Annotated in this window: 14 protein-coding genes, 1 tRNA gene and 1 pseudogene; 5 read left to right on the top strand and 11 right to left on the bottom strand. The window is 65.1% G+C overall.

Going from position 1 to position 19,302, the window contains the following annotated elements; all coding sequences use genetic code 11:
- Nucleotides 1-66: 66 nt before the first annotated feature.
- Together ligA and F4Y72_11135 are read right to left on the bottom strand one after the other, a co-directional pair.
- Entirely contained in the window at nt 67-2,109 is a 2,043-nt protein-coding gene (gene ligA, locus F4Y72_11140) for an NAD-dependent DNA ligase LigA (protein MXZ28838.1), read from the bottom strand.
- Nucleotides 2,096-5,122 (bottom strand): AAA family ATPase, encoded by a 3,027-nt coding sequence (locus F4Y72_11135; protein MXZ28837.1) that lies wholly within the window; start codon nt 5,120-5,122, stop codon nt 2,096-2,098. The genes ligA and F4Y72_11135 overlap by 14 nt, the downstream gene beginning before the upstream one ends.
- Before the next feature lie 47 nt (nt 5,123-5,169).
- Between F4Y72_11135 and queF the strand changes: the two genes are divergently transcribed.
- The 3 genes from queF to F4Y72_11120 are packed head-to-tail and all read left to right on the top strand — an operon-like array spanning nt 5,170 to nt 7,686.
- Entirely contained in the window at nt 5,170-5,565 is a 396-nt protein-coding gene (gene queF / locus F4Y72_11130) for an NADPH-dependent 7-cyano-7-deazaguanine reductase QueF (GenBank protein MXZ28836.1), read from the top strand.
- 7 nt (nt 5,566-5,572) lie between these two features.
- Nucleotides 5,573-6,028 carry an RNA polymerase-binding protein DksA gene (gene dksA, locus F4Y72_11125; GenBank protein MXZ28835.1) on the top strand — a complete coding sequence of 152 codons (456 nt, stop codon included), beginning with the start codon at nt 5,573-5,575 and terminating at the stop codon, nt 6,026-6,028.
- 59 nt (nt 6,029-6,087) lie between these two features.
- On the top strand, nt 6,088-7,686 hold the full coding sequence (locus F4Y72_11120; protein ID MXZ28834.1) for a hypothetical protein: 1,599 nt from the start codon (nt 6,088-6,090) through the stop codon (nt 7,684-7,686).
- A gap of 6 nt (nt 7,687-7,692) precedes the next feature.
- Here the strand turns inward: F4Y72_11120 and F4Y72_11115 are convergent, their stop codons facing one another.
- The 9 genes and pseudogenes from F4Y72_11115 to F4Y72_11075 all read right to left on the bottom strand — a co-directional run bounded on the left by F4Y72_11115 (nt 7,693) and on the right by F4Y72_11075 (nt 17,563).
- Entirely contained in the window at nt 7,693-8,532 is an 840-nt protein-coding gene (locus tag F4Y72_11115) for a hypothetical protein (protein MXZ28833.1), read from the bottom strand.
- Between the two features lie 482 nt (nt 8,533-9,014).
- Nucleotides 9,015-11,102: pseudogene (gene pnp, locus F4Y72_11110) on the bottom strand (polyribonucleotide nucleotidyltransferase).
- 95 nt (nt 11,103-11,197) lie between these two features.
- Complete coding sequence (gene rpsO / locus F4Y72_11105; GenBank protein ID MXZ28832.1) at nt 11,198-11,467, bottom strand: 30S ribosomal protein S15; 270 nt, start codon at nt 11,465-11,467, stop codon at nt 11,198-11,200.
- Between the two features lie 64 nt (nt 11,468-11,531).
- A complete protein-coding gene (gene truB / locus F4Y72_11100; GenBank protein MXZ28831.1) occupies nt 11,532-12,473 on the bottom strand; it encodes a tRNA pseudouridine(55) synthase TruB in 942 nt (313 codons plus the stop codon).
- The gene (rbfA, locus tag F4Y72_11095) at nt 12,470-12,994 is read right to left on the bottom strand and encodes a 30S ribosome-binding factor RbfA (GenBank protein MXZ28830.1); all 525 of its coding nucleotides are present in this window, start codon (nt 12,992-12,994) and stop codon (nt 12,470-12,472) included. The genes truB and rbfA overlap by 4 nt, the downstream gene beginning before the upstream one ends.
- Entirely contained in the window at nt 12,879-15,440 is a 2,562-nt protein-coding gene (gene infB, locus F4Y72_11090; protein ID MXZ28829.1) for a translation initiation factor IF-2, read from the bottom strand. The genes rbfA and infB overlap by 116 nt, the downstream gene beginning before the upstream one ends.
- On the bottom strand, nt 15,433-16,965 hold the full coding sequence (gene nusA, locus F4Y72_11085) for a transcription termination/antitermination protein NusA (GenBank protein MXZ28828.1): 1,533 nt from the start codon (nt 16,963-16,965) through the stop codon (nt 15,433-15,435). Before nusA ends, infB begins: the two co-directional genes overlap by 8 nt.
- A 3-nt stretch (nt 16,966-16,968) precedes the next feature.
- Nucleotides 16,969-17,472 carry a ribosome maturation factor RimP gene (locus F4Y72_11080; GenBank protein ID MXZ28827.1) on the bottom strand — a complete coding sequence of 168 codons (504 nt, stop codon included), beginning with the start codon at nt 17,470-17,472 and terminating at the stop codon, nt 16,969-16,971.
- Nucleotides 17,473-17,486: 14 nt separating this feature from the next.
- Nucleotides 17,487-17,563, bottom strand: a tRNA-Met gene (locus tag F4Y72_11075).
- A 333-nt stretch (nt 17,564-17,896) separates the two neighbouring features.
- On the opposite strand from F4Y72_11075, the gene F4Y72_11070 reads away from it, so the two are divergent.
- Both F4Y72_11070 and F4Y72_11065 read left to right on the top strand, forming a co-directional pair.
- Nucleotides 17,897-18,397 carry a carbonic anhydrase gene (locus F4Y72_11070; GenBank protein ID MXZ28826.1) on the top strand — a complete coding sequence of 167 codons (501 nt, stop codon included), beginning with the start codon at nt 17,897-17,899 and terminating at the stop codon, nt 18,395-18,397.
- 167 nt (nt 18,398-18,564) lie between these two features.
- Complete coding sequence (locus F4Y72_11065; protein ID MXZ28825.1) at nt 18,565-19,194, top strand: isochorismatase family protein; 630 nt, start codon at nt 18,565-18,567, stop codon at nt 19,192-19,194.
- Nucleotides 19,195-19,302: the final 108 nt, after the last annotated feature.

Below are 19,302 nucleotides of genomic sequence, written 5' to 3'. Positions count from 1 at the left end.
CCCTGTGGGGTTCTCTGGTTTCCTGCCGCAAGTGTGACAGCTTGCCTGCCGGACCGCAACGCGCCGTCAGCTCAGCAGGTCGAGCAGTTTCGCCTGACCTATGATTTCTACGCCGAGTTTTTCGGCCTTCGCACGCTTGCTGCCAGCATTAGCGCCCGCCACCAGGTAGTCGGTCTTCTTTGAGACGCCGGACGAGACCCGGCCTCCGGCCATGACGATTCGTTCCCGGGCTTCGTCTCGGGTCATTCCCTCAAGTGTGCCGGTCAGGACCAGGGTCTTGCCGCGCAAGGGGCCGGTGGATGCCGCGGGAGCTGCGTCCGCGTCCGGCCATTCCACGCCGTGGCGCTGCAGCTCGGCAATCACTCGCAGGTTGTCGCCTTGCCGAAAAAACTCGCTCACCCGTCGGGCCACGATTTCACCCACGTCCGGCACTTCCTGCAGCGCTTCCTCGTCCGCGTTGCGCAAGGCCTCAAGGCTGCCGAAGTGCCGCGCCAGCGAAGCGGCCGTGACCCGGCCGACGTCCCGGATTCCCAGCGAGAACAGGAAACGGGCCAGCGTCGTCGATTTGCTGCCTTCGATTGCGCCCAGCAGGTTCTCCGATGACTTGTCCGCCATGCGTTCCAGCTCGTTGAGCTGTTCCCTGGAAAGGGCGTACAGGTTCGCCGGATTCTTCGCCAGGCCCCGATCGACCAGTTGCCCCACCAGCACCTCGCCCAGGCCCTCGATATCCATCGCGCCGCGGGACGCGAAGTGCATCAGGGCCTGGCGGCGTTGCGCGGGGCAGATCAGACCGCCCGTGCAGCGGGCCACGGCCTCGTCCTCGGGCCGCACGACTTCCGACGCGCACTCCGGGCAGTGGTCGGGAAGCGGCGGCACGGGCGGATCGCCCTGCCTGCGGTCGGGCAGCGAGCGCACGACCTCGGGGATTACGTCGCCGGCGCGCCGTACCACCACCGTGTCACCCGCGCGCACGTCCTTGCGCAGCAGTTCTCCGTAGTTGTGCAAGGTCGCGTTGCTGACCGTTGCGCCACCCACGAATACCGGTTCAAGCCGGGCCACGGGGGTCAGCGCACCGGTGCGGCCCACCTGGTACTCGATGGCGCGCACGGTCGTGAGCTTTTCCTCCGCGGGGAACTTTTGCGCCACGGCCCAGCGCGGGGCGTGCGAAGAGGCCCCGGCCTGATCGCGCAGATCGAAGCGCTCCAGCTTGTACACCACGCCGTCCAGAGCGTAATCGAAGCTCTCGCGAAGGGCGGCGATCCGCTCATAGTAGGCGAGGCATCCCGACGCGCCGGCCACGCTCTCGGTTTCCGGACACACCCTGAGGCCCCACGACGCCATGGCTTCAAGCAACTCCGACTGCCCCGCCACGGCGGGCACATCGACCGCGCGGCCCACGCCGTGGGCAAAGAAATCGAGGCTTTTCCGGGCGGCCTCTTTCGGGTCCTTCTGGCGAAGCGCGCCCGCGGCGGCGTTGCGGGGATTGACGAGGGCCTTCTCTCCCTCCTGCTCCGCTTGCCTGTTGTACGCCTCAAAACCGCTGAGCGGCATGAAAACCTCGCCGCGCACTTCGATACGCTCGGGAACATCGCCGCCCGTCAGCCGATCGGGGACCGACGCTATGGTGCGGGCCGTATGTGTGACGTTTTCTCCAACGCGTCCGTCGCCGCGCGTGGCCGCCCGCACCAGACGGCCGCGCTCGTACAGGAGGCTCAAGGCAACGCCGTCCAGCTTGGGTTCTGCGGAGTACTGCCGTTCGGTCTCCTCGTCCAGAAGGCCGGCCAGACGGCGATCGAACTCCTCCAGCTCTTCGGCATCGAAGACGTTCTCGAGCGACAGCATGCGCGCGCCATGCTCGACCGGTGCGAAGGCCTCGCTGGGGCGCGAACCCACGGATTGGGTGGGCGAATCGGGGGTTACGAGATCCGGGTGCACCTCCTCAAGTTCGCGCAGTTCCCGATAGAGCGAGTCGTACTCGGAATCGGGAATTTCGGGATCGTCCTGTTCATGGTACAGACGGTTGTGGCGGTGGATTTCCGCCCGCAGCCACTCTGCCCTTTCTTCCTTGCTTTCGGGAGACGGTCCTGCGGGCCGGTCAGGCGGCGGCAAGACGCACGGCCTCTTCAAGGTCGACGGTGACGATTCGCGATATGCCGGGCTCCTGCATGGTCACGCCCAGCAGGTAGTCGACGGCCTGCATCGTGCTCTTGTTGTGCGTTACCACGAGGCACTGTACTGCCTGCGACATCTCGCCGATCAAGTCGCAGAACTTCACGACGTTGACGTCGTCCAGCGCCGCGTCCACCTCGTCGAGCATGCAGAAAGGCGCCGGGTTCAACTGAATCACGGCAACCAGGAAGGCGATGGCCGCCAGCGATTTCTCGCCGCCGGAAAGCTGGCTGACGCGCACGTTGCGCTTGCCCGGAGGATGCACCATGAACCGGATGTCCGCGGTCAGGATATCGTCGCCTTCGAAAACCAGGCCGGCCCGTCCGCCGCCGAACAGCCGTGCGAAGTTGACGTCGAAGCCCTTGCTCACGGCCTCGCCCGTCTCCTTGAGCCGCGTACGGGTCTCGCGGTCGATCCGGCGCATGGTGTTTTCCAGCGTTTCCAGGGCGCCGGTCAGGTCATCGTGCTGCGAATCGAGGTATTCCTTGCGCTCCTTCAGTTCGCCCAGTTCCTGCTCGGCCGCCATGTTGACCGGACCGATCCGTTCGATTCGCCGTTCGATCTTCCCCAGTTGCACGTCCAGCTCTTCGACGCTCAGGTCCGCCGGCAGTTCCTCGAGGATCTGCTCAAGCTCATGGCCGGTCGCGGCCATCTGATCCGCGAGGCCATCGCGCCTAACCTCGATTTCCCTTTGCTCCACGCGCGCCTCGCCGAGTTGTTCCCGCTTCTCGGCCAGCCGCCGCTGGATTGCCGCGCGTCCCGATTCCGCCGCGGCCAGCGTGCCGTCGGCTTGTTCGCGCGACTTCCGGGCCTCGTTCAGTCTTTGGTCGATGCGGGGTTTGCGTCTGAGCGAGGACTTCAGGTTTTTCCGGGCCCTGTCCAGCGCCTCGATCGACTGCTCGCGCAGGCTCCTCAGCCGACCGATCCGTCCTTCGATATCGTCGATGTCCGCCGCGATGCGTTCACAGGACCGAAGCGCCGCCTGGCGCTGCGACCGGAGTTCCGCCTCGCGGCGTTCCAGGTCGCGGCTGCGCTCGCGAGCCGCGGCGGTCCGCTCCCGCATCGCCTGTATGTCCTGGGCCGCATCGGGCTTGCGGCCGGCAACCGACTCCTGTTCGGCATTGGCGGTCTTCAGATCCTCGTTGAGTTGCTCCAGGCGGGCCTGCAATTCGGCCCGGGCGGATTCTCCGGGGGGAATATCCAGGACCGGCGCCGCATAGTCGTCCGTATCCTCCAGGACCTTTCTCAACGCGGCGATCTCCTCCTCGCGTTCCAGCGCGCCCTCGCCCTTGCGGCCGGCAACCCGCAACCATCCCCGGCCAAGCCACACGCCCTGCGGAGTGATCACGGACTCACCCTTGCCCAGGTCCGCAATCATCGAAAGCGCAGTGGACACATCCGGCGCGGTCCGAACCGTGGCGAGCCATCCGGCTGCTGCGCCCGCTCCCCGCACTTCGCCCAAAAGCGTTCCATCCTCCGCGGAAGTCTCTCCGCCTTCCACCAGCATGAGGCCCGGCGCCAGTTCATCGACCCGCGCCAGGGAGGCAAGTCCGTCAACGCGGGTGGCCTCGACAAAGTCCCCAAGCACCAATTCCACGGCGCCGCGCCAGCGGCGCGATACCTTGAGTTTCTGGGACAGGCGGGGGCGTTCGGCCAGACCGCTCCTGTTCAGCCATTCGACGGCCTTTTCGCCACTGCGCCGGCGTGCGGCTTTCTGCAACGACACGAGGCCGGCCAGCCGCTCACGCAGCAGCATCTCGCGCTCCTGGCGCAGCGACTGAAGGCGCATTTCCGCCGCGTGCCGGTCCGCTTCCCAACGCGACTGGCGGTCCACGGCCTGTTCGGATCGAGCGCGCAGCTTGGCCTCTTCTTCGCGCGCCGCCGCGAGTTCCGGCTCCAGCTCGGCAAGCATGGCCTTGCGCCGCTCGCGAGCGCCCGCTTCCTCCTTGAGTTCGGTGCGCAATTCCTCAAGCCTTTCAGCCAGTTGCGTCAGTTCGGCCTCACGCTCCCGGCCCAGCGCCTGCTGCGTGCCTACGGTATCCTCGAGGCCCGCGATTTCCGCCTGCAGTTCGTAGTAGGCGCGGTTGGCCTCGTCAAAAGCCGCCTGCGCCTCCGTCTGCTGCTCGCGCGCGGAGAGCATGCGCGCCTCCAGACCCCGGTGCTCCGCCTCGACCCGGGCAAGCTGCGTTTCCCGGGTACGGGCATCGACCTTCGTCCGCTCGAGCAGCCGGTCCAGTTCGCGAATGTCCAGCGACAGGCGTTGCGCCTGCACCTGCCTCTTCTCGCCCAGGTTCTTGCGGTAGCGCCCGGCCGCCGAGGCCTGGCGCTTGAGCCGGCGCAAACTGCTGGCCAGCTCCGCTCGCCGCTCCGCCAGCCGCTCCAGGTTCTCGCGGGTACGCGCAATGCGCAGGGTGGTCTCGCGCCGCCTCTGCCGGTAGCCCGACACACCCGCCGCCTCCTCGAGATAGGCGCGCAATTCATCCGGACGCCCCTCCACCAGAAGGTTGATCATGCTCTGCTCGATGATGGCGTAACCGCCTATGCCGAGGCCGGTACCGGCGAACATCTGGGTGATGTCCTTGCGCCGGCAGCGGGAATTGTTCAGAAAGTACTCGGAAATGCCGTCGCGCCCCACCGTGCGCCGCACGGTGATTTCACCGTAGTCGGCGAACCTCGAGTTCGGAACGGGCTCGGTATTGTCGAACAACAGCTCCACGGTAGCCGCCCCGAGCGCCGTTCGCCGTGCCGAACCGTTGAAGATGACTTCGGCCATCGCCCCGCTGCGAAGCTGGCGGGCGGAGATTTCGCCCAGCACCCAGCGTACCGCGTCGATGATGTTCGATTTTCCGCAGCCGTTGGGGCCGACTACGGCGAGGGATTTCGTGGGAACCTCGATGTTGACCGGGTCCGGAAAGGACTTGAACCCGGCCAGGCGGATCCTCTTAAGGCGCATTGACTGCGGTTCTCAAGGGCGGGGCTGGTGGTGTAAATTGCCCTGCCATGAACCCCATCCTGGAGACTTTCCCGAACCCGCGCACGGGCCGCAATTATACCATCAGGGTGCGCGCGCCCGAGTTCACCTGCCTGTGCCCCAAGACCGGACAGCCGGACTTCGCGGAGCTTGTGATCGACTACGTGCCGGACGCCCATTGCGTGGAACTCAAGTCGCTGAAACTGTATCTGAACTCGTTCCGCGACCGCGGCGCGTTTCACGAGGCGGTCACAAACGAGATCCTCGATGAACTGGTGTCGCTGACCCGGCCGCGCCATATGCGAATCAGCGCCCGCTTCAATGTCCGGGGCGGTCTCTACACCACGGTCACGGCGGAGCACCGTTCGCCGGGATGGGACCCCGATTCGCCGGTGGATGAAAGCCGCGCCGAAGAGACCGCATAACGCTATAATGCCGCGCGCTTGCAACACCATGAAAGACCAACTCATACACGGCATTGCTCCCTATCGCCCGAAGAAGGGTGAGAAGTACATGAATGACGCCCAGTTGGAGCATTTCCGCAAGATACTGCTCTCCTGGAAGGCGGAATTGATGGGCGAAGTGGAGCGCACGGTGCATCACATGCGCGACGATGCCAGCAATTTTCCCGACCCCAGCGACCGTGCGACCCAGGAATCGGAATTCGGCCTGGAGCTGAGGACCCGCGACCGGGAGCGCAAGCTGCTCAAGAAAATCAATGCCGCGCTGGAGCGGATCAATGACGGCAGCTACGGCTATTGCGAGGAAACCGGCGAGGAGATCGGCCTGGAGCGGCTGCAAGCCCGCCCGGTGGCAACGCTGTCGGTGGAGGCCCAGCAGCACCGCGAAATGGCCGAGCGGCAGTACCGCGACCGCACTACCCGGTGATCCCGCGAATCAGGCATTAGCGCCGCGCAACGCACTCCAGGGGGGATTCAATCAGGAAATTGGCGAATTGGCGAAGCCGGGCCGCGGCGGCGGCCGCGCTGTTGCTGCTCGTGTCCCTGGCGGCATCGGCGCAACAGCGTTCGGCCGGCGGACTGGACGCCATGCTTGCGGAGCCGTTCCCGCACATGCCCGAGGCGCTCGGCCCCTTTTCGCACAAGATATCGTCGGACAATCCGCAAGCCCAGGCCTTCTTTGACCAGGGCCTTCAGTTCAGATACGCATTCGCCAAGTACGAAGCCGTGCGCTCGTTTCGCGAAGCGCAGAAAGCCGACCCCGAGTGCGCCATCTGCTATTGGGGCGAAGCATGGGCCTGGGGTTCGTATCTGAATGTTCACATGCGGGAGCGCGAGGCGCCGTATGCGTATGCGGCAATCGGCAGGGCTCGCGACCTGCGCGGCAAGGCCAGCCCGCGCGAGCAGGCCTATATCGATGCGCTTTCGGTCCGCTATGTGGCCGATTACGATTACGAGGACCGCCGTGTCCAGGATCGGGCCTACGCCGATGCGGCGCAGCTGCTGGCCGAGCAGTATCCGGACGATCCCGACGCGGCGACGCTGTACGCCGAGGCGCTTTTTCTGCTCGAGCCCAGGCGCGGCTACCGCGACCTCGAAGATCCGGACGTGAAGCGGATTCACGCCGTGCTCGAAGGCGTGCTGGCGCGCGACATCCGCCATCCGGGCGCCTGCCATCTCTACATACACGCCACCGAATCGACGGCCCGTCCGGAAGTTGCGGAACCCTGCGCCGAGCACATCGGCAACGCCATTCCCGGAGCGAGCCACATCAACCACATGCCATCGCACACCTTCAACGAAGTGGGGCGCTGGGGAGACAGCGTTCGCGCCAGCATCCAGGCCTGGCACACGGACCTCAAGGCGAAGGCTTCCCTGGGAGTTTCGACCTACCCCACGCACAATCTGCAAATGCTGTCATTCGCGGCCTCTTACGACGGTCAGGGCGCAGTCGCGCTGCGCGCCGCAAAGGACTACGCAAAGCTGACCCGCCGCAAGTCCCTGCAACTCCTGACGCTCGTGCGGTTCGGCCGTTTCGATGAGATCGCCGAAGCGGGCGACCGTCCACGGCGCGACTATGCCGCCGGGGTGTGGGACTTCGCGCAGGGCTACGCCAGCGTCAGGCTCGGCGAGCCGGATACCGGGCGGGCGCACCTCGCGCGGCTCAGGGAGCTTGCCGAAACAACCGACGCCAGGGCCCACTTCGAGCCCGCTTCGTTGCTGCTTGGCGTGCTGGCGGAAATCCTGGCCGGCGAGGTCAGTCGCAAAGACGGCAATCTGGACGCCGCCATCGACGCATTCGAGCGCGCCGCCGAACACGAAGGCAAGCTCGACTTCAACGAGCCGGAACCGTTGCCGTTCGCAGCGCGTCACTGGCTGGGCGCGGCGCTGCTCGAGGCAGGCCGTCATGCCGAAGCGGAACGCGTGTACCGCGACGATCTCGCCGAGCATCCCCGCAACGGCTGGTCACTGTTCGGCCTGCGCGAAGCGCTCGCCGCGCAGGGCAAACCGGACCCTGCCGTTCAGCGGGATTTCGAGCGGGCCTGGGCCCGCTCCGACACCTGGATCAACGCATCGCGGTTCTGAAACAGATCATGACTGTTCCTTGACGAAGGTCACAACTTCGCGAACCAGCTCAAACGCCTGCTTCGTCGCAGGCTCGTCCCCGTCCTCATGGAGCAGCGCATCGAGCAACGATTTGTTTTGCAAATCGGGCAAAGGCGTTCTTACCCACTCACCGGGAGTGCCGTCCGTCGGCTCGACGATTTGCGAGAATTGCTGGATCAGGACGATATCCTCATGCTCAAGAGCACGTAAGCGGTCGGCTTCGTCAGCGTTCAATTCCCAGCGATCGACGACACTTTGCACCCACATCTCGTCGATTTCTACCGCAACAGCCTCACGTCTCTCGCCAAGGCACTCATAGGCATGCAGGGAACCCTCTTCGCGGTAACGCCAAGGAACCCGTTCCCTCATTGCCCACGACAGCAAGCTGTTTTGTCGATAGCGCGGCCGGAAGCCCGATTCTCCCGAAAAACCTGTCGAAGCACATGCCTCGCGCAATTCATTCGCAATGTCGAGAGGAGGAGATTCGTTGTACGCCGAATCTTCTATACGGGAAGTAAGCGATTCCATGGTCCTGGGCAAAGCGACGCCGACAATCACCCTTCTGCCCGGGCGGTTCTCCACGTATCCCACGAACGGTCTATTGGGCGACACTCTTGGCCGGCGGGGCCTGGGGCGCTCGCCCTCTACCACGATTTCTTCGATAGGCTCCTGATCGTCACTTAGCTCCTCTTCGATAGGCGCCTGATCGTCACTTTGCTCCTCCCCTGTCGGAGCCGGTGTGATTTCAGTATCCGGAGCGACGTCTGGTTCGTCGGCAGGTGCAGCGAGAATCGAGGGGGCGGCAATCGCCACGGTCGCAATCAAACAGGGCAAGAATCTATTGGCTATGCGCGGCATCATTCGCTCCTCAGGCGGCCTGGCTCCGCGTGGGCGGCACGCGGAGCGATTTTCCCATAAACGGAAAGGGCTACCCGCGGGACGCCGCGAGGGACATGCCCTCGCTCCCAGGCTCAGGCGCGGCGGCGGCGGCGTGGGCGGCGGCGGCCGGCGCCATCGCCGGCGGCGGCGCCTCCGTCCTGAAGGCCGCGCATGGTCAGGCGGATGCGCCCGCGCCCGTCCACTTCCATGACCCGCACGCTGACGCTGTCGCCCACTTTCACCACGTCGCTGGTGCGCTCGATGCGCCGGTCGGACATCTGGGATATGTGTACCAGACCGTCGGTGCCCGGCAGCACCGTAACGAAGGCGCCGTAATCCATCACGCTGGACACGGTGCCCTCGTAGACCTTGCCGACTTCGATCTCCTGAACCCGGCTGCGCGGAGGGGGCGACGAGCCAGTGTCCTCCGATTCTCCGTCCAGGTTGCGCATGCTCAGGCGTATCCGGCCCTGGCGGTCCACTTCCAGCACCTTGACCCGCACCGCGTCGCCCTCGGAAAGACGGTCGCTGACACGGTCCACGCGTTCGTCCGAAATCTGCGAAATGTGCACCAGGCCGTCCTTGCCCGGAACGATCGTGACGAATGCGCCGAAGTCCATCAGCCGCGCCACCTTGCCGTCATAGATCTGGCCGACTTCGACGTCGGAAACGATCATTTCGACCCGCCGGCGCGCCTCTCTGCCGGACTCGCCATCGACCGAGGCGATCTTCACCGTGCCGTCGTCCTCGATATTGATTTCCGCCCCGGTTTCCTCGGTAATCGAGCGGATAACGGCACCACCCTTGCCGATCACGTCGCCGATCTTCTCCCTGTCGATCTGCATCGTGAAGATGGACGGCGCCCAGTCGGAGATCTCCTCCCTGGACGTCGCTATCACCTTGTTCATCTCGGACAGTATGTGCAGGCGCGCCGTGCGTGCCTGTTCCAGGGCTTCGGCCATGATGTCCCTGGTTATTCCGTCGATCTTGATGTCCATCTGCAAGGCGCTGATGCCCTCTTCGGCGCCGGCCACCTTGAAGTCCATGTCGCCCAGGTGGTCCTCATCGCCCAGAATGTCCGTCAGGACCGCGTAATCGTCGCCATCCTTCACCAGGCCCATCGCAATGCCCGCCACCGGGGCCTTCAGTTTCACGCCGGCGTCCATCAGCGCGAGGCTGGAACCGCAGACGCTGGCCATGGAACTGGAGCCGTTCGACTCGGTGATCTCCGAGACCACGCGGAGCACGTACGGAAACTCCTCCATGTTGGGCAGCACCGCCGCTATGCCGCGCCGGGCCAGCCGCCCGTGGCCGATTTCGCGCCGCTTGGGTCCGGTCATGAAGCCCGTTTCCCCCACCGAATACGGCGGGAAGTTGTAGTGCAGCATGAACCGGTCGCGGCCGGTGCCTTCCAGGCCCTCGACGATCTGCGCGTCGCGGTCGGTGCCCAGTGTTGCGGTGACCAGGGCCTGCGTTTCGCCGCGAGTGAACAATGCCGAACCGTGGGTGCGGGGCAGCACGCCCACCTCGATGTCCAGACCGCGAACCGTGAAATTGTCGCGGCCGTCGATACGCGGCTCGCCCGACAGCACCCGCTTGCGCACGATGTCTTTCTCGAGGCTCTTGAGCGCGGACGTTAGTTCCCGCAACTCCGAAGACGCTGCGTCCTCGGCAGCCAACTCCCCGATTACCCGCGCACGGACTTCGCGAAGGCTCTCATTGCGCTCGGTCTTCTCCGTGACCGTGTAGGCCGCGGAAACATCCTTCCCGGCGACGCGGGTCACCTCCGCGGCGAGTTCCTCGTTCTCCGCCTTCGGCTGCCAGTCCCAGGCAGGCTTGCCGGCCTCGGCGGCGAACTCTCCGATCGCCTGGATCGCCGCCTGCATCTGCTCATGCCCGAACAGTACGGCATTCAGCATGATTTCCTCCGGCAGCAGGTCCGCTTCCGATTCCACCATCAGCACGGCGTTCTCGGTGCCGGCCACCACGAGGTTGAGCCTCGACGACTCCAGTTCCGTGGCGGTGGGGTTGATGACGAACTCTTCGTCCACCCATCCCACCCTGGCCGCTCCGATCGGCCCGGCGCAGGGCAGTCCCGACAGCGCCATGGCCGCGAACGCACCCAGCATGGAGGGTATGTCCGGATCGACTTCCTGGTTGGTGGACAGCACCGTGGCGATTACCTGGACGTCGTGGTGAAAGCCCTTGGGGAACATCGGTCTCAGGGGCCGGTCAATGAGCCGGCAGGTCAGGGTTTCCTTTTCCGTCGGCCGTCCTTCGCGGCGGAAAAAGCTGCCGGGAATCCGGCCCGCGGAATAGGTCTTTTCCTGGTAGTTCACCGTCAGAGGCAGGAAATCCCGGCTGGGATCGGCCTCCCTGGCGCCTACAACGGTTACGAGCACGACGGTTTCCGACATGCTCACCACGACGGCGCCATCGGCCTGGCGCGCGATTTTTCCTGTTTCCAGCGTTACCGTATGGCTGCCGTACTGGAATTCTTTCGTTACGATAGACACTGCTTCCTCTCTTGCAATGGTTTCGACGCGCCCCTTGTGCGCACGCCATCCTTACTCCATGGGCGGAGTGGTTCGGGCAAACATTCCCCGGTCGCTCAGCGTCGCAGGCCGAGGCGGGAAATCAGCTTGGCATAGCGTTCCTGATCCTTGTTCCGCAGATACTTGAGTAGCCGGCGGCGGCGATTGACCATGCGCAGCAGGCCGCTGCGCGAATGATGATCCTGCTTGTGCGCCCGGAAATGGCCGGACAACGCATTGATGCGCGCCGACAGCAGCGCAACCTGCACTTCGGGGGACCCTGTGTCCGCCGAACCGCGCTGATATTCCTGCACGGTCGCGCTGATATCACTTGTCGTAAGTGGCATGCCTGTTTTCTTCAGCCCTTGTTCAAGCGGCGTATTGTACTCCGGTTCGCAAGCGTAGAACGCCCTATTCGCCCCCGCGGAGATGTTCCCCCTGGGGCTTCAGAAGGCGGCGCGGAGCCACCTGGCCATCGATTGTGGCTTCCCCTATGCCGATGAAGCCTTCGGCAGCCGCGTACAGACGGACCGGACCCGGCCGCGTCCCACAGGCCGCGGCAACGGGGTTCCCCCGCTGCAGATAGAAACTCTCGCTCGCAGACAGCCTTACGGCAGGTAAAGCCGGAACGGCGGCATCGGCGGGCAGGAGAAGCGCATCCAGCCCGGAACGTCGCCCGGCCGCAACGGCCTCGATCCGGTCCATGGTCACCATGCCCGATTCTTCAAACGGCGCCACGCCCAGCCTCCTCAGCGCGCTCACGTGGGCAAGCGTGCCGATTGATTCGGCGACATCTTCAATCAGGGTGCGGACATACACCCCTCCACCGCAGGCCACCAGGAACACGGCCTCCGCCGGCGAATACTCCTCCAGTTCGAACAGGCGAATGCGGATACGCCGGGGCGCGCGCTCCACGGTCTGTCCTGCGCGCGCCAGTTCGTAAAGCCGTCTGCCCTTGTGCTTGAGCGCCGAATACATGGGCGGAACCTGTTCGGTTTCCCCGGTAAACCGGCTCAGGACGGCTTCGAGTTGCGATCGTTCCCGCGGCCGTTGCACGGTTTCGGCAACGGGCTTTCCGGCCGCATCTCCAGTGTCCGTCCTGGTCCCGAACCGGGCGGTCACGCGGTAGGTCTTTTCCGCCTTGAGCAGGAATGCGGACAACTTCGTGGCCTCGCCGAGGCACAGCGGCAACATTCCGGTGGCGATCGGGTCCAGGCTGCCCGTGTGCCCCGCCTTGCGGGCGGCGAACAGGCGCTTGACCCGCTGCAAGGCCGCGTTGGACGTCATTCCGGGCGGTTTGTCGAGCAACAGCAGCCCGCTTACGTCACGCTTTCTGCGATCGGGGCCCGTCACTTTCGGGCCGCCCGGTCTCTGCGCACGGCGTCCTCGATCAGTCCTTCCAGCGCCTCGCCCCGGGCGACGCTTTCGTCGAGCACGAACCGCAGTTCCGGCTGCCGGCGAAGGCGAAAGGACTCCCCGAGGCGCTTGCGCATGTAGCCGCTCGCAGCCTTCAGGGAAGCCGCGGTCGATTCCCCGTCGGCGGATCCGGGCAGGTACCAGACGCGGCAGACGCTCAAGTCCGGCGAAAACGCCACATGCGTGAACTGGACGCCGCTCAGCCGCGGGTCGCGAAGTTCCGAATAGGTCATGGTGGCGAAAACGCGCAATGCCCGCGCGGACAGCCTTTGCGCGCGTGTAAATTCGCGGGGCACGTCCGTCAGCGGCTGCTGCGCCCGGGTGCTCCGGCACGGAGGCCCGTCAGGTCCTGGCCTCCTCCACGCTTTCGAAACACTCGATGATGTCGCCTTCGCGCACGTCCTTGTAGTTGCGCACGCCGATACCGCACTCGGTTCCCGCCCGCACCTGTTCGACATCGTCCTTGAACCGCCGCAGGGATTCCAGTTCGCCTTCGTATATCACCACGGCATCCCGCAGGACTCGTATGGGATTGTTGCGCTTGACCAGGCCGTCGGTAACCAGACAGCCCGCAATGTCCCCGAATTTCGGTGAGTGGAACACTTCCCGGACTTCGGCGTTGCCCACGATGGATTCGCGCAGCACCGGCGCCAGGCGGCCCTTGATGACCTCCTGCACGTCATCGAGGACTTCGTAGATCACGCTGTAGTATCGCACCTCCACGCCGGTGGCCTTGCGCGCCTGCTGTCCGCCCGGATCCAGCCGCACGTTGAAGCCGATCACGGAAGCCTCCGACGTGGCCGCCAGGTTGATGTCGGACTCGGTGATGCCGCCGACCCCGGATGATACGAGATCCACCTCCACTTCGTCGCGGCTCAGGCGCGCCAGCGCGTCGCACAGCGCCTCGACGCTGCCGCGCACGTCGGCTTTCACCAGCAGCCGTACGGTCTGGGTCTCGTCTTCGCCGGGGAATGCGCCGGAGAAAGCCGGCTGACCCTTGCGCTGCGCAAGCTGCCGCTCGCGGGCCGCGCGCGCGCGCCATTCGGCCAGTTCCCTTGCATAGCGTTCCGCCGGAAACACGACCGCGTCCTGGCCCGCTTCCGGGGCGCCGGAAAGACCCTGCACCACAACCGGCGTGGAAGGCGTGGCATGGTCGATCTGCTTGCCGCTTTCGTTGCGCAGGGACTGGACCCGCCCGAACTCCGCGCCGGCCAGCAGAATGTTGCCCTTGCGCAGGCGGCCCTCCGTCACCAGGAGCGTAGTTACCGGCCCGCGGCCGGTCTCGATGGTCGATTCGATCACGACGCCGCGGGCGCCGCCCTTGCGCTTCGCCATGAGCTCCAGCAAATCCGCCTGCAGCTGTACTTTCTCAAGCAGATCGTCGATGCCTTCGCCGGTAAGGGCCGAAATCTCGGCGACCTGCGTATCGCCGCCGTATTCCTCCGGCGCCAGGCCCAGCACGTTGAGCTGGTTGCGCACCTGAGTGGGATCGGCGTCCTCCAGGTCGATCTTGTTGATCGCAACCACGATGGGCACCTCGGCGGCCTGCGCGTGCTTGATCGCCTCCTCGGTCTGCGGCTTCACGCCGTCGTCGGCGGCGATGACCAGGATAACGATGTCGGTCAGGCTGGCGCCCCGGGCCCGCATGGCGGTGAAGGCCGCATGGCCGGGCGTGTCCAGGAAGGTGATCGCGCCGTCGCCCGTCCGCACCCGGTAAGCACCGATGTGCTGGGTGATGCCGCCCGCTTCCGAAGCGGCGATGCTGCTGCTGCGCATGTAATCCAGCAGCGAAGTCTTGCCGTGATCGACATGGCCCATGATGGTCACGACCGGGTCGCGCGGCTCCTCTTCCCCGGAAACCGTAACGGCCCGCTCGAGCAGTACCGCCTCTTCGTTGGCTTCAGCCTGGGCGACGACCTCGTGGCCCATGGACTCGACGATGATCATCGCGGTCGTCTGGTCGAGGGTATCGTTGATGCCCGCCAACACGCCTTCCTGCATGAGTTTGGCGATCACCTTCTCCGCGCCGACCGCCATCTGGCGCGCCAGTTCCGACACGGTAATGGACTCGGGAACTTCCACCGTATGCACGATCGGCGCGGCGGGCCGCACAAAGGCGTTGACGTTCTCCACCTTGGCCGTCGCGTGCCGGCGCGCCTTGCGGCGTCGGGTGCGGCGCGGGCGCACATGGGCGGCCACGTGCAGCTCTTCCCTCGGCGGAGCCTTCCTCGATCGTGCAGCCTTGGGGGCCCTCGCCGGCTTGCGCGCGGCATCTTCGCGGACCCGGGCCGCCTGGGCCGCCTCCGCCCTGCGCTTCTCCTCCGCCTGTCGCTCCGCCTGCTCCCGCTCCAGGCGAGCCTGTTCCTGAGCCTTCTCGAGATCGGCCTCCTCCTGCGCCTGCTTTTCGGCGTCTTCCTTGGCCTGCGCCTTGAGCGCCTCCTCGCGTTCGGCCTCCTCCTTCTCCTTGCGCGCCTCTTCCTCGGCGAGCTGCTTCTCCTTCTCTTCAGCTTCCTTCGCGGCCTGGCTTTCCTGCTCCAGCCTGCGCGCTTCCTCTTCCTGGCGCCGCGCAAGGGCTTCGCGCTCCAGCGCCGCCCGGTTTACGAATTTCCTCTTGCGCCGAAAATCGACCTGGACGGCCCGGCGGCGCCCCTGGTCAACCTGCACTACCTCCACCGATTCACGGCGGGTAATGCTGATTTCCCGCGGCATCGCGGAGTCCCTGGACACGGACTCACCGTGCCCGTGACGGCTGCGCAGAAAGGCCAGCAACTCTTCGCGGGCCACGTCCGGCACGGTCTGGCTGGCGTCCTCGAAGCTGTGCCCGGCGCGCTCAAGCTGGTCCATCAGGTGCTCCACCGGCACCTTGAGATTCTCGGCAAGTTTGGCGACAGTCAGGTCAGTCATTTTCCGCCTGCGCCTCCTCCTGCTCCTCCTCGGCAAACCACGGCGCCCGCGCCGCCATGATCAGTTGGCCGGCAAACTCTTCCGTCAGGTCTTCGATATGCTCGGCCAGGTAGTCGGCTTCCTCCCAGGCCAGGTCCTCCCGGGTGGATACGCCCTGGCCGGCCAGCGAGTAAGCCAGCGCTCGGGTCATGCCCTCCACTTCGAACAGGTCGTCGGCCGGGGCGGCCTGCTCCATTTCCTCTTCGCGGCTCAGGGCGTCCATCAGCAGCACGTCGCGCGCGCGTCCGCGCAACTGGTCCACCAGCGGTTCGTCAAATTCCTCGATCGCGTAAAGCTCGGCGACCGGGGAGTAGGCGATGCCCTCGAGATCGGTGATTCCCTCGTCCACCAGCACCTGGGCGACGTCTTCGCCCACCGACAGCTGCTCGCGGAACATTTCGATGAGTTGCCGATTCTCCCCCTCGATCTTCGACTCGATCTCGGTGGGCGTCATGGCGTTCAGTTCCCAGCCGGTCAGGCGGCTGGCCAGGCGTATGTTCTGCCCGCCGCGGCCGATCGCCTGGGACACCATGGATTCGGAAACGGCGATGTCCATGCGGCGGTGGTCCTCATCCACCATGATCTGCACGACATCGGCCGGCGACATCGCGTTGACGACGAACTGCGCCGGGTTCTCGTCCCAGAGGATGATATCCACCCGCTCGCCCGCAATCTCGTTGGTGACGGCCTGCACACGCGATCCGCGCATGCCCACGCAGGCGCCCACCGGGTCGATCCTGGGCTCCCTGGAACGCACGGCGATCTTGGCCCGCGCACCCGGATCGCGGGCCGCGCCCAGGATTTCGATCAGGTCCTGCCCGACTTCGGGAACCTCCACCCTGAAAAGGGCCATCAGGAATTCCGGGCTGGTCCGGGTCAGCTTCAACTGCGGTCCGCGGGTTTCGGTCGCCACCTCGTAGAGCAGGCCCTTGACGCGGTCCTGCGGGCGAATCGGCTCTCTCGGAATCATGTGCTCGCGCGGCACAAAGCCCTCGACGCCGCCGCCCAGGTCCACGTAAACGCCGTTCCGGTCCACACGCTTGACCACGCCGCTCAGCAATTCGCCGATCCGGCCCTGGTAGCGTTCCCGGATCAGCGCGCGTTCGGCTTCGCGTACTTTCTGGTTGATGACGTGCTTGGCCGTGTAGGCGCCGATATGGCCCAGGTCCATACCGTCCATGGGCTTCTCCACGACACCGCCGGGTTCCGCCTCGGGATCGATCTGGCGGGCCTCGGCAAGGCGCAACTGGCGTGTGGGCGCTTCGATTTCCTCGGACTCGTCTTCCATGACCTCCCATTGCCGGAAGTATTCCTGCTCGCCGGTATGCCGGTCGATGGCCACCCGGATCTCGACGTCCTCGGCGAGCAGCCGGCGCCGCGCAGCCGCGAGGCCCGCCTCCACGGCGGAAAAGACCACGTCCTTGCCGATGGCTTTCTCGTTGGACAGAAGCTCCACGGCTTCCAGTATTTCCTTGCTGCCAAACATCCGTCAGTCCTCGAAGCGAATTTCCGGAGCCAGTCTCGCCACCATGACGTCCCCCAAGTCCAGTTCGACCCGCCCGGTTCCGTCGTGAACGTCCAGCACGATGACATCGCCTTCGCGCGCCAGGAGCGTGCCGCCGAAGTTCCTGCGGCCGAGATGCGGGCCGCGCATTCTCACCTGCACCCGGCGCCCCGCAAAGCGGTCAAAATGCTCGGGTTTCGCCAGCTTTCGGTCGAGACCGGGCGATGACACCTCCAGGTTGTAATGCCCCGGAATCGGGTCCTCCACGTCGAGCAGTGCGCTGACCTGGCCGCTCACCCGCTCGCAGTCTTCAAGACCGATGCCCGAATCCTGGTCGATGAACAGGCGCAGCACCTGGCCGCGCCGCTCGCGTTTCAGTTCCAGGTCCGCCAGTTCGTACCCCATCGCTTCGACGCAGGGCTCCAGCAGTCCGTTCAGCCTGTCCAGAATCAAATTCACCATGCACAAAAAAGCCCCTCGCGGGGCCATCGCAAAACCAATATTGGTAGCGGGGACAGGATTTGAACCTGTGACCTTCGGGTTATGAGCCCGACGAGCTGCCTGACTGCTCCACCCCGCAACCGCGAGGGAGAAAATTATACAGGAAAACGCCGTCGCAATTGAGCTGTACGCCGCCAGCTCTTGTAGCGCCAACTCTAGCCCTTCGTTCGTCCCCATCCTCGTGGGAGCGTTGGAGCAGGGACAGCGAGAATCGAGCCATGGATGGCGTCTCCAGCGAGGAGGGGGACGAACGAAGGGCGAGGAAGCACAAACAGCGAGAATCGAGCCAGGATGGCGTCTCCAACGAGGAGGGAGACGAACGAAGGGCGATGGAAACACGAGGAGCGACGGCTCTCGGATGGAGTAAACTGCCGCCCCCGACTATATGCAACCCCATTGAGCATGAAACAGCATGGGCGCCAAGACATTTGCCGACTTCTGCGTCGAAAACAACAGGCGCTATGCCGAGAACTTTGACAAGGCCGACGCGCCGGCTTCCCCGCGGCGCAAGGCCGCGGTCGTGGCCTGCATGGACGCCCGCATCGAGACCGGCAGGCTGCTCGGCCTTTCCGAGGGCGACGCGCACGTGATCCGCAACGCCGGAGGCGTCGTGACCGATGACGTGCTCCGCTCGCTGTTGATTTCGCAGCGCCTGCTGGGCACCGAGGAGATCGTTGTCGTCCAGCACACCGAGTGCGGAATGCTTACTTTCCGCGATGATGAACTGAAGGACGAGATCGAAGCGGACACCGGTCTACGGCCCTCGTTCGCGCTGGAGTCGTTTACGCACCTCGAGGAAAACGTGCGCCGGTCGATTCGCCGCATCCAGGCATGCCCGTTCATCCCCGTAAGGGACAAGGTTCGCGGCTTTGTCTACAACGTCAGGACGGGCCTGCTGGAGGAAGTACTGTGATGGGGGCCGGATAGTCCGGAAACCCGCCACCCGCCACGCCGCGCGCGCAATACGGGTGATACTATTCGGCCTTGCCGCGGCAACCTGGTTCCATGCAACCGCAGGGTGTCCGGCGCCACGGCAACCGGGAAACGACTTGCAAACTGCCAAACGAAGGGGAGAGCATCATGGCGCAAGCTGCCGATAAAAACTACGCCGGCGTCTGGGACAATCGTCTCGGCTTCGGCAAGAAACCGGTCGTTATCGTTATCGACCTGCTCAAGGGATATACGACCGAAGGTTCGCCGCTCTATGCGCCGGGCGTCGTGGCTTGCCTGAAGGAGGTGCCGGACGTCATCAAGGCGGCCCGCGCCGGGGGCGTGCCGGTGATCCATACCCGGGTGCTCTACAACCCGACCAATTACGAGGACGGAGGCGTCTGGACGCTCAAGGCGCCGGTGCTCAAGGACCTGGTGCCCGGCAATCTGTATGCCGAGTTCTGCGACGAGGTCGCCCCGCCCGAGGGAGAAACGGTCCTGACCAAAAACTACGCAAGCTGTTTCTTCGGCACCAGCCTTTCATCGATCCTGGCCGCCAGGGGCGCGGACACGCTCATCATTCTGGGCTGCACCACCTCGGGCTGCATCCGCGCCTCCGCGGTTGACGCCGTACAGCACGGCTACCGGCCAATCGTGGTCCGCGAATGCGTTGGCGACCGGCACGACGGGCCGCACGAAGCCAATCTGTTCGACATCCACGCCAAGTACGGCGACGTGGTGTCCAAGGCGGAAGCCCTCGAATACCTCCAGAGTCTATAGCTCAGGCAAACGCTCCGGACCACAATCCACAAAAGGAGACCTCCATGTCGAATCTGACTCAATCCAGGCATTACGACTTCGTGCCCATCATCGACCGCGAGCCGTTCA

The sequence above is a fragment of the Gammaproteobacteria bacterium genome (assembly GCA_009838035.1).
Taxonomy (GTDB): Bacteria; Pseudomonadota; Gammaproteobacteria; order Steroidobacterales; family Foliamicaceae; genus Foliamicus.
The sequence above is the reverse complement of the archived record's forward strand: the minus strand, read 5'-3'. Positions and strand labels throughout refer to the sequence as shown.

What these genes read in the sequence shown, in the direction of transcription:
- nusA (MXZ28828.1), bottom strand. Translation starts at nt 16,965, where the DNA reads ATGTTTGGCAGCAAGGAAATACTGGAAGCCGTGGAGCTTCTGTCCAAC.
- queF (MXZ28836.1), top strand. Translation starts at nt 5,170, where the DNA reads ATGAACCCCATCCTGGAGACTTTCCCGAACCCGCGCACGGGCCGCAAT.
- F4Y72_11070 (MXZ28826.1), top strand. Translation starts at nt 17,897, where the DNA reads ATGGGCGCCAAGACATTTGCCGACTTCTGCGTCGAAAACAACAGGCGC.
- infB (MXZ28829.1), bottom strand. Translation starts at nt 15,440, where the DNA reads ATGACTGACCTGACTGTCGCCAAACTTGCCGAGAATCTCAAGGTGCCG.
- rpsO (MXZ28832.1), bottom strand. Translation starts at nt 11,467, where the DNA reads ATGCCACTTACGACAAGTGATATCAGCGCGACCGTGCAGGAATATCAG.
- rbfA (MXZ28830.1), bottom strand. Translation starts at nt 12,994, where the DNA reads ATGTCGAACAGGTGCGGGCGGGAACCGAGTGCGGTATCGGCGTGCGCA.
- F4Y72_11065 (MXZ28825.1), top strand. Translation starts at nt 18,565, where the DNA reads ATGGCGCAAGCTGCCGATAAAAACTACGCCGGCGTCTGGGACAATCGT.
- F4Y72_11080 (MXZ28827.1), bottom strand. Translation starts at nt 17,472, where the DNA reads ATGGCCCCGCGAGGGGCTTTTTTGTGCATGGTGAATTTGATTCTGGAC.
- F4Y72_11135 (MXZ28837.1), bottom strand. Translation starts at nt 5,122, where the DNA reads ATGCGCCTTAAGAGGATCCGCCTGGCCGGGTTCAAGTCCTTTCCGGAC.
- dksA (MXZ28835.1), top strand. Translation starts at nt 5,573, where the DNA reads ATGCCGCGCGCTTGCAACACCATGAAAGACCAACTCATACACGGCATT.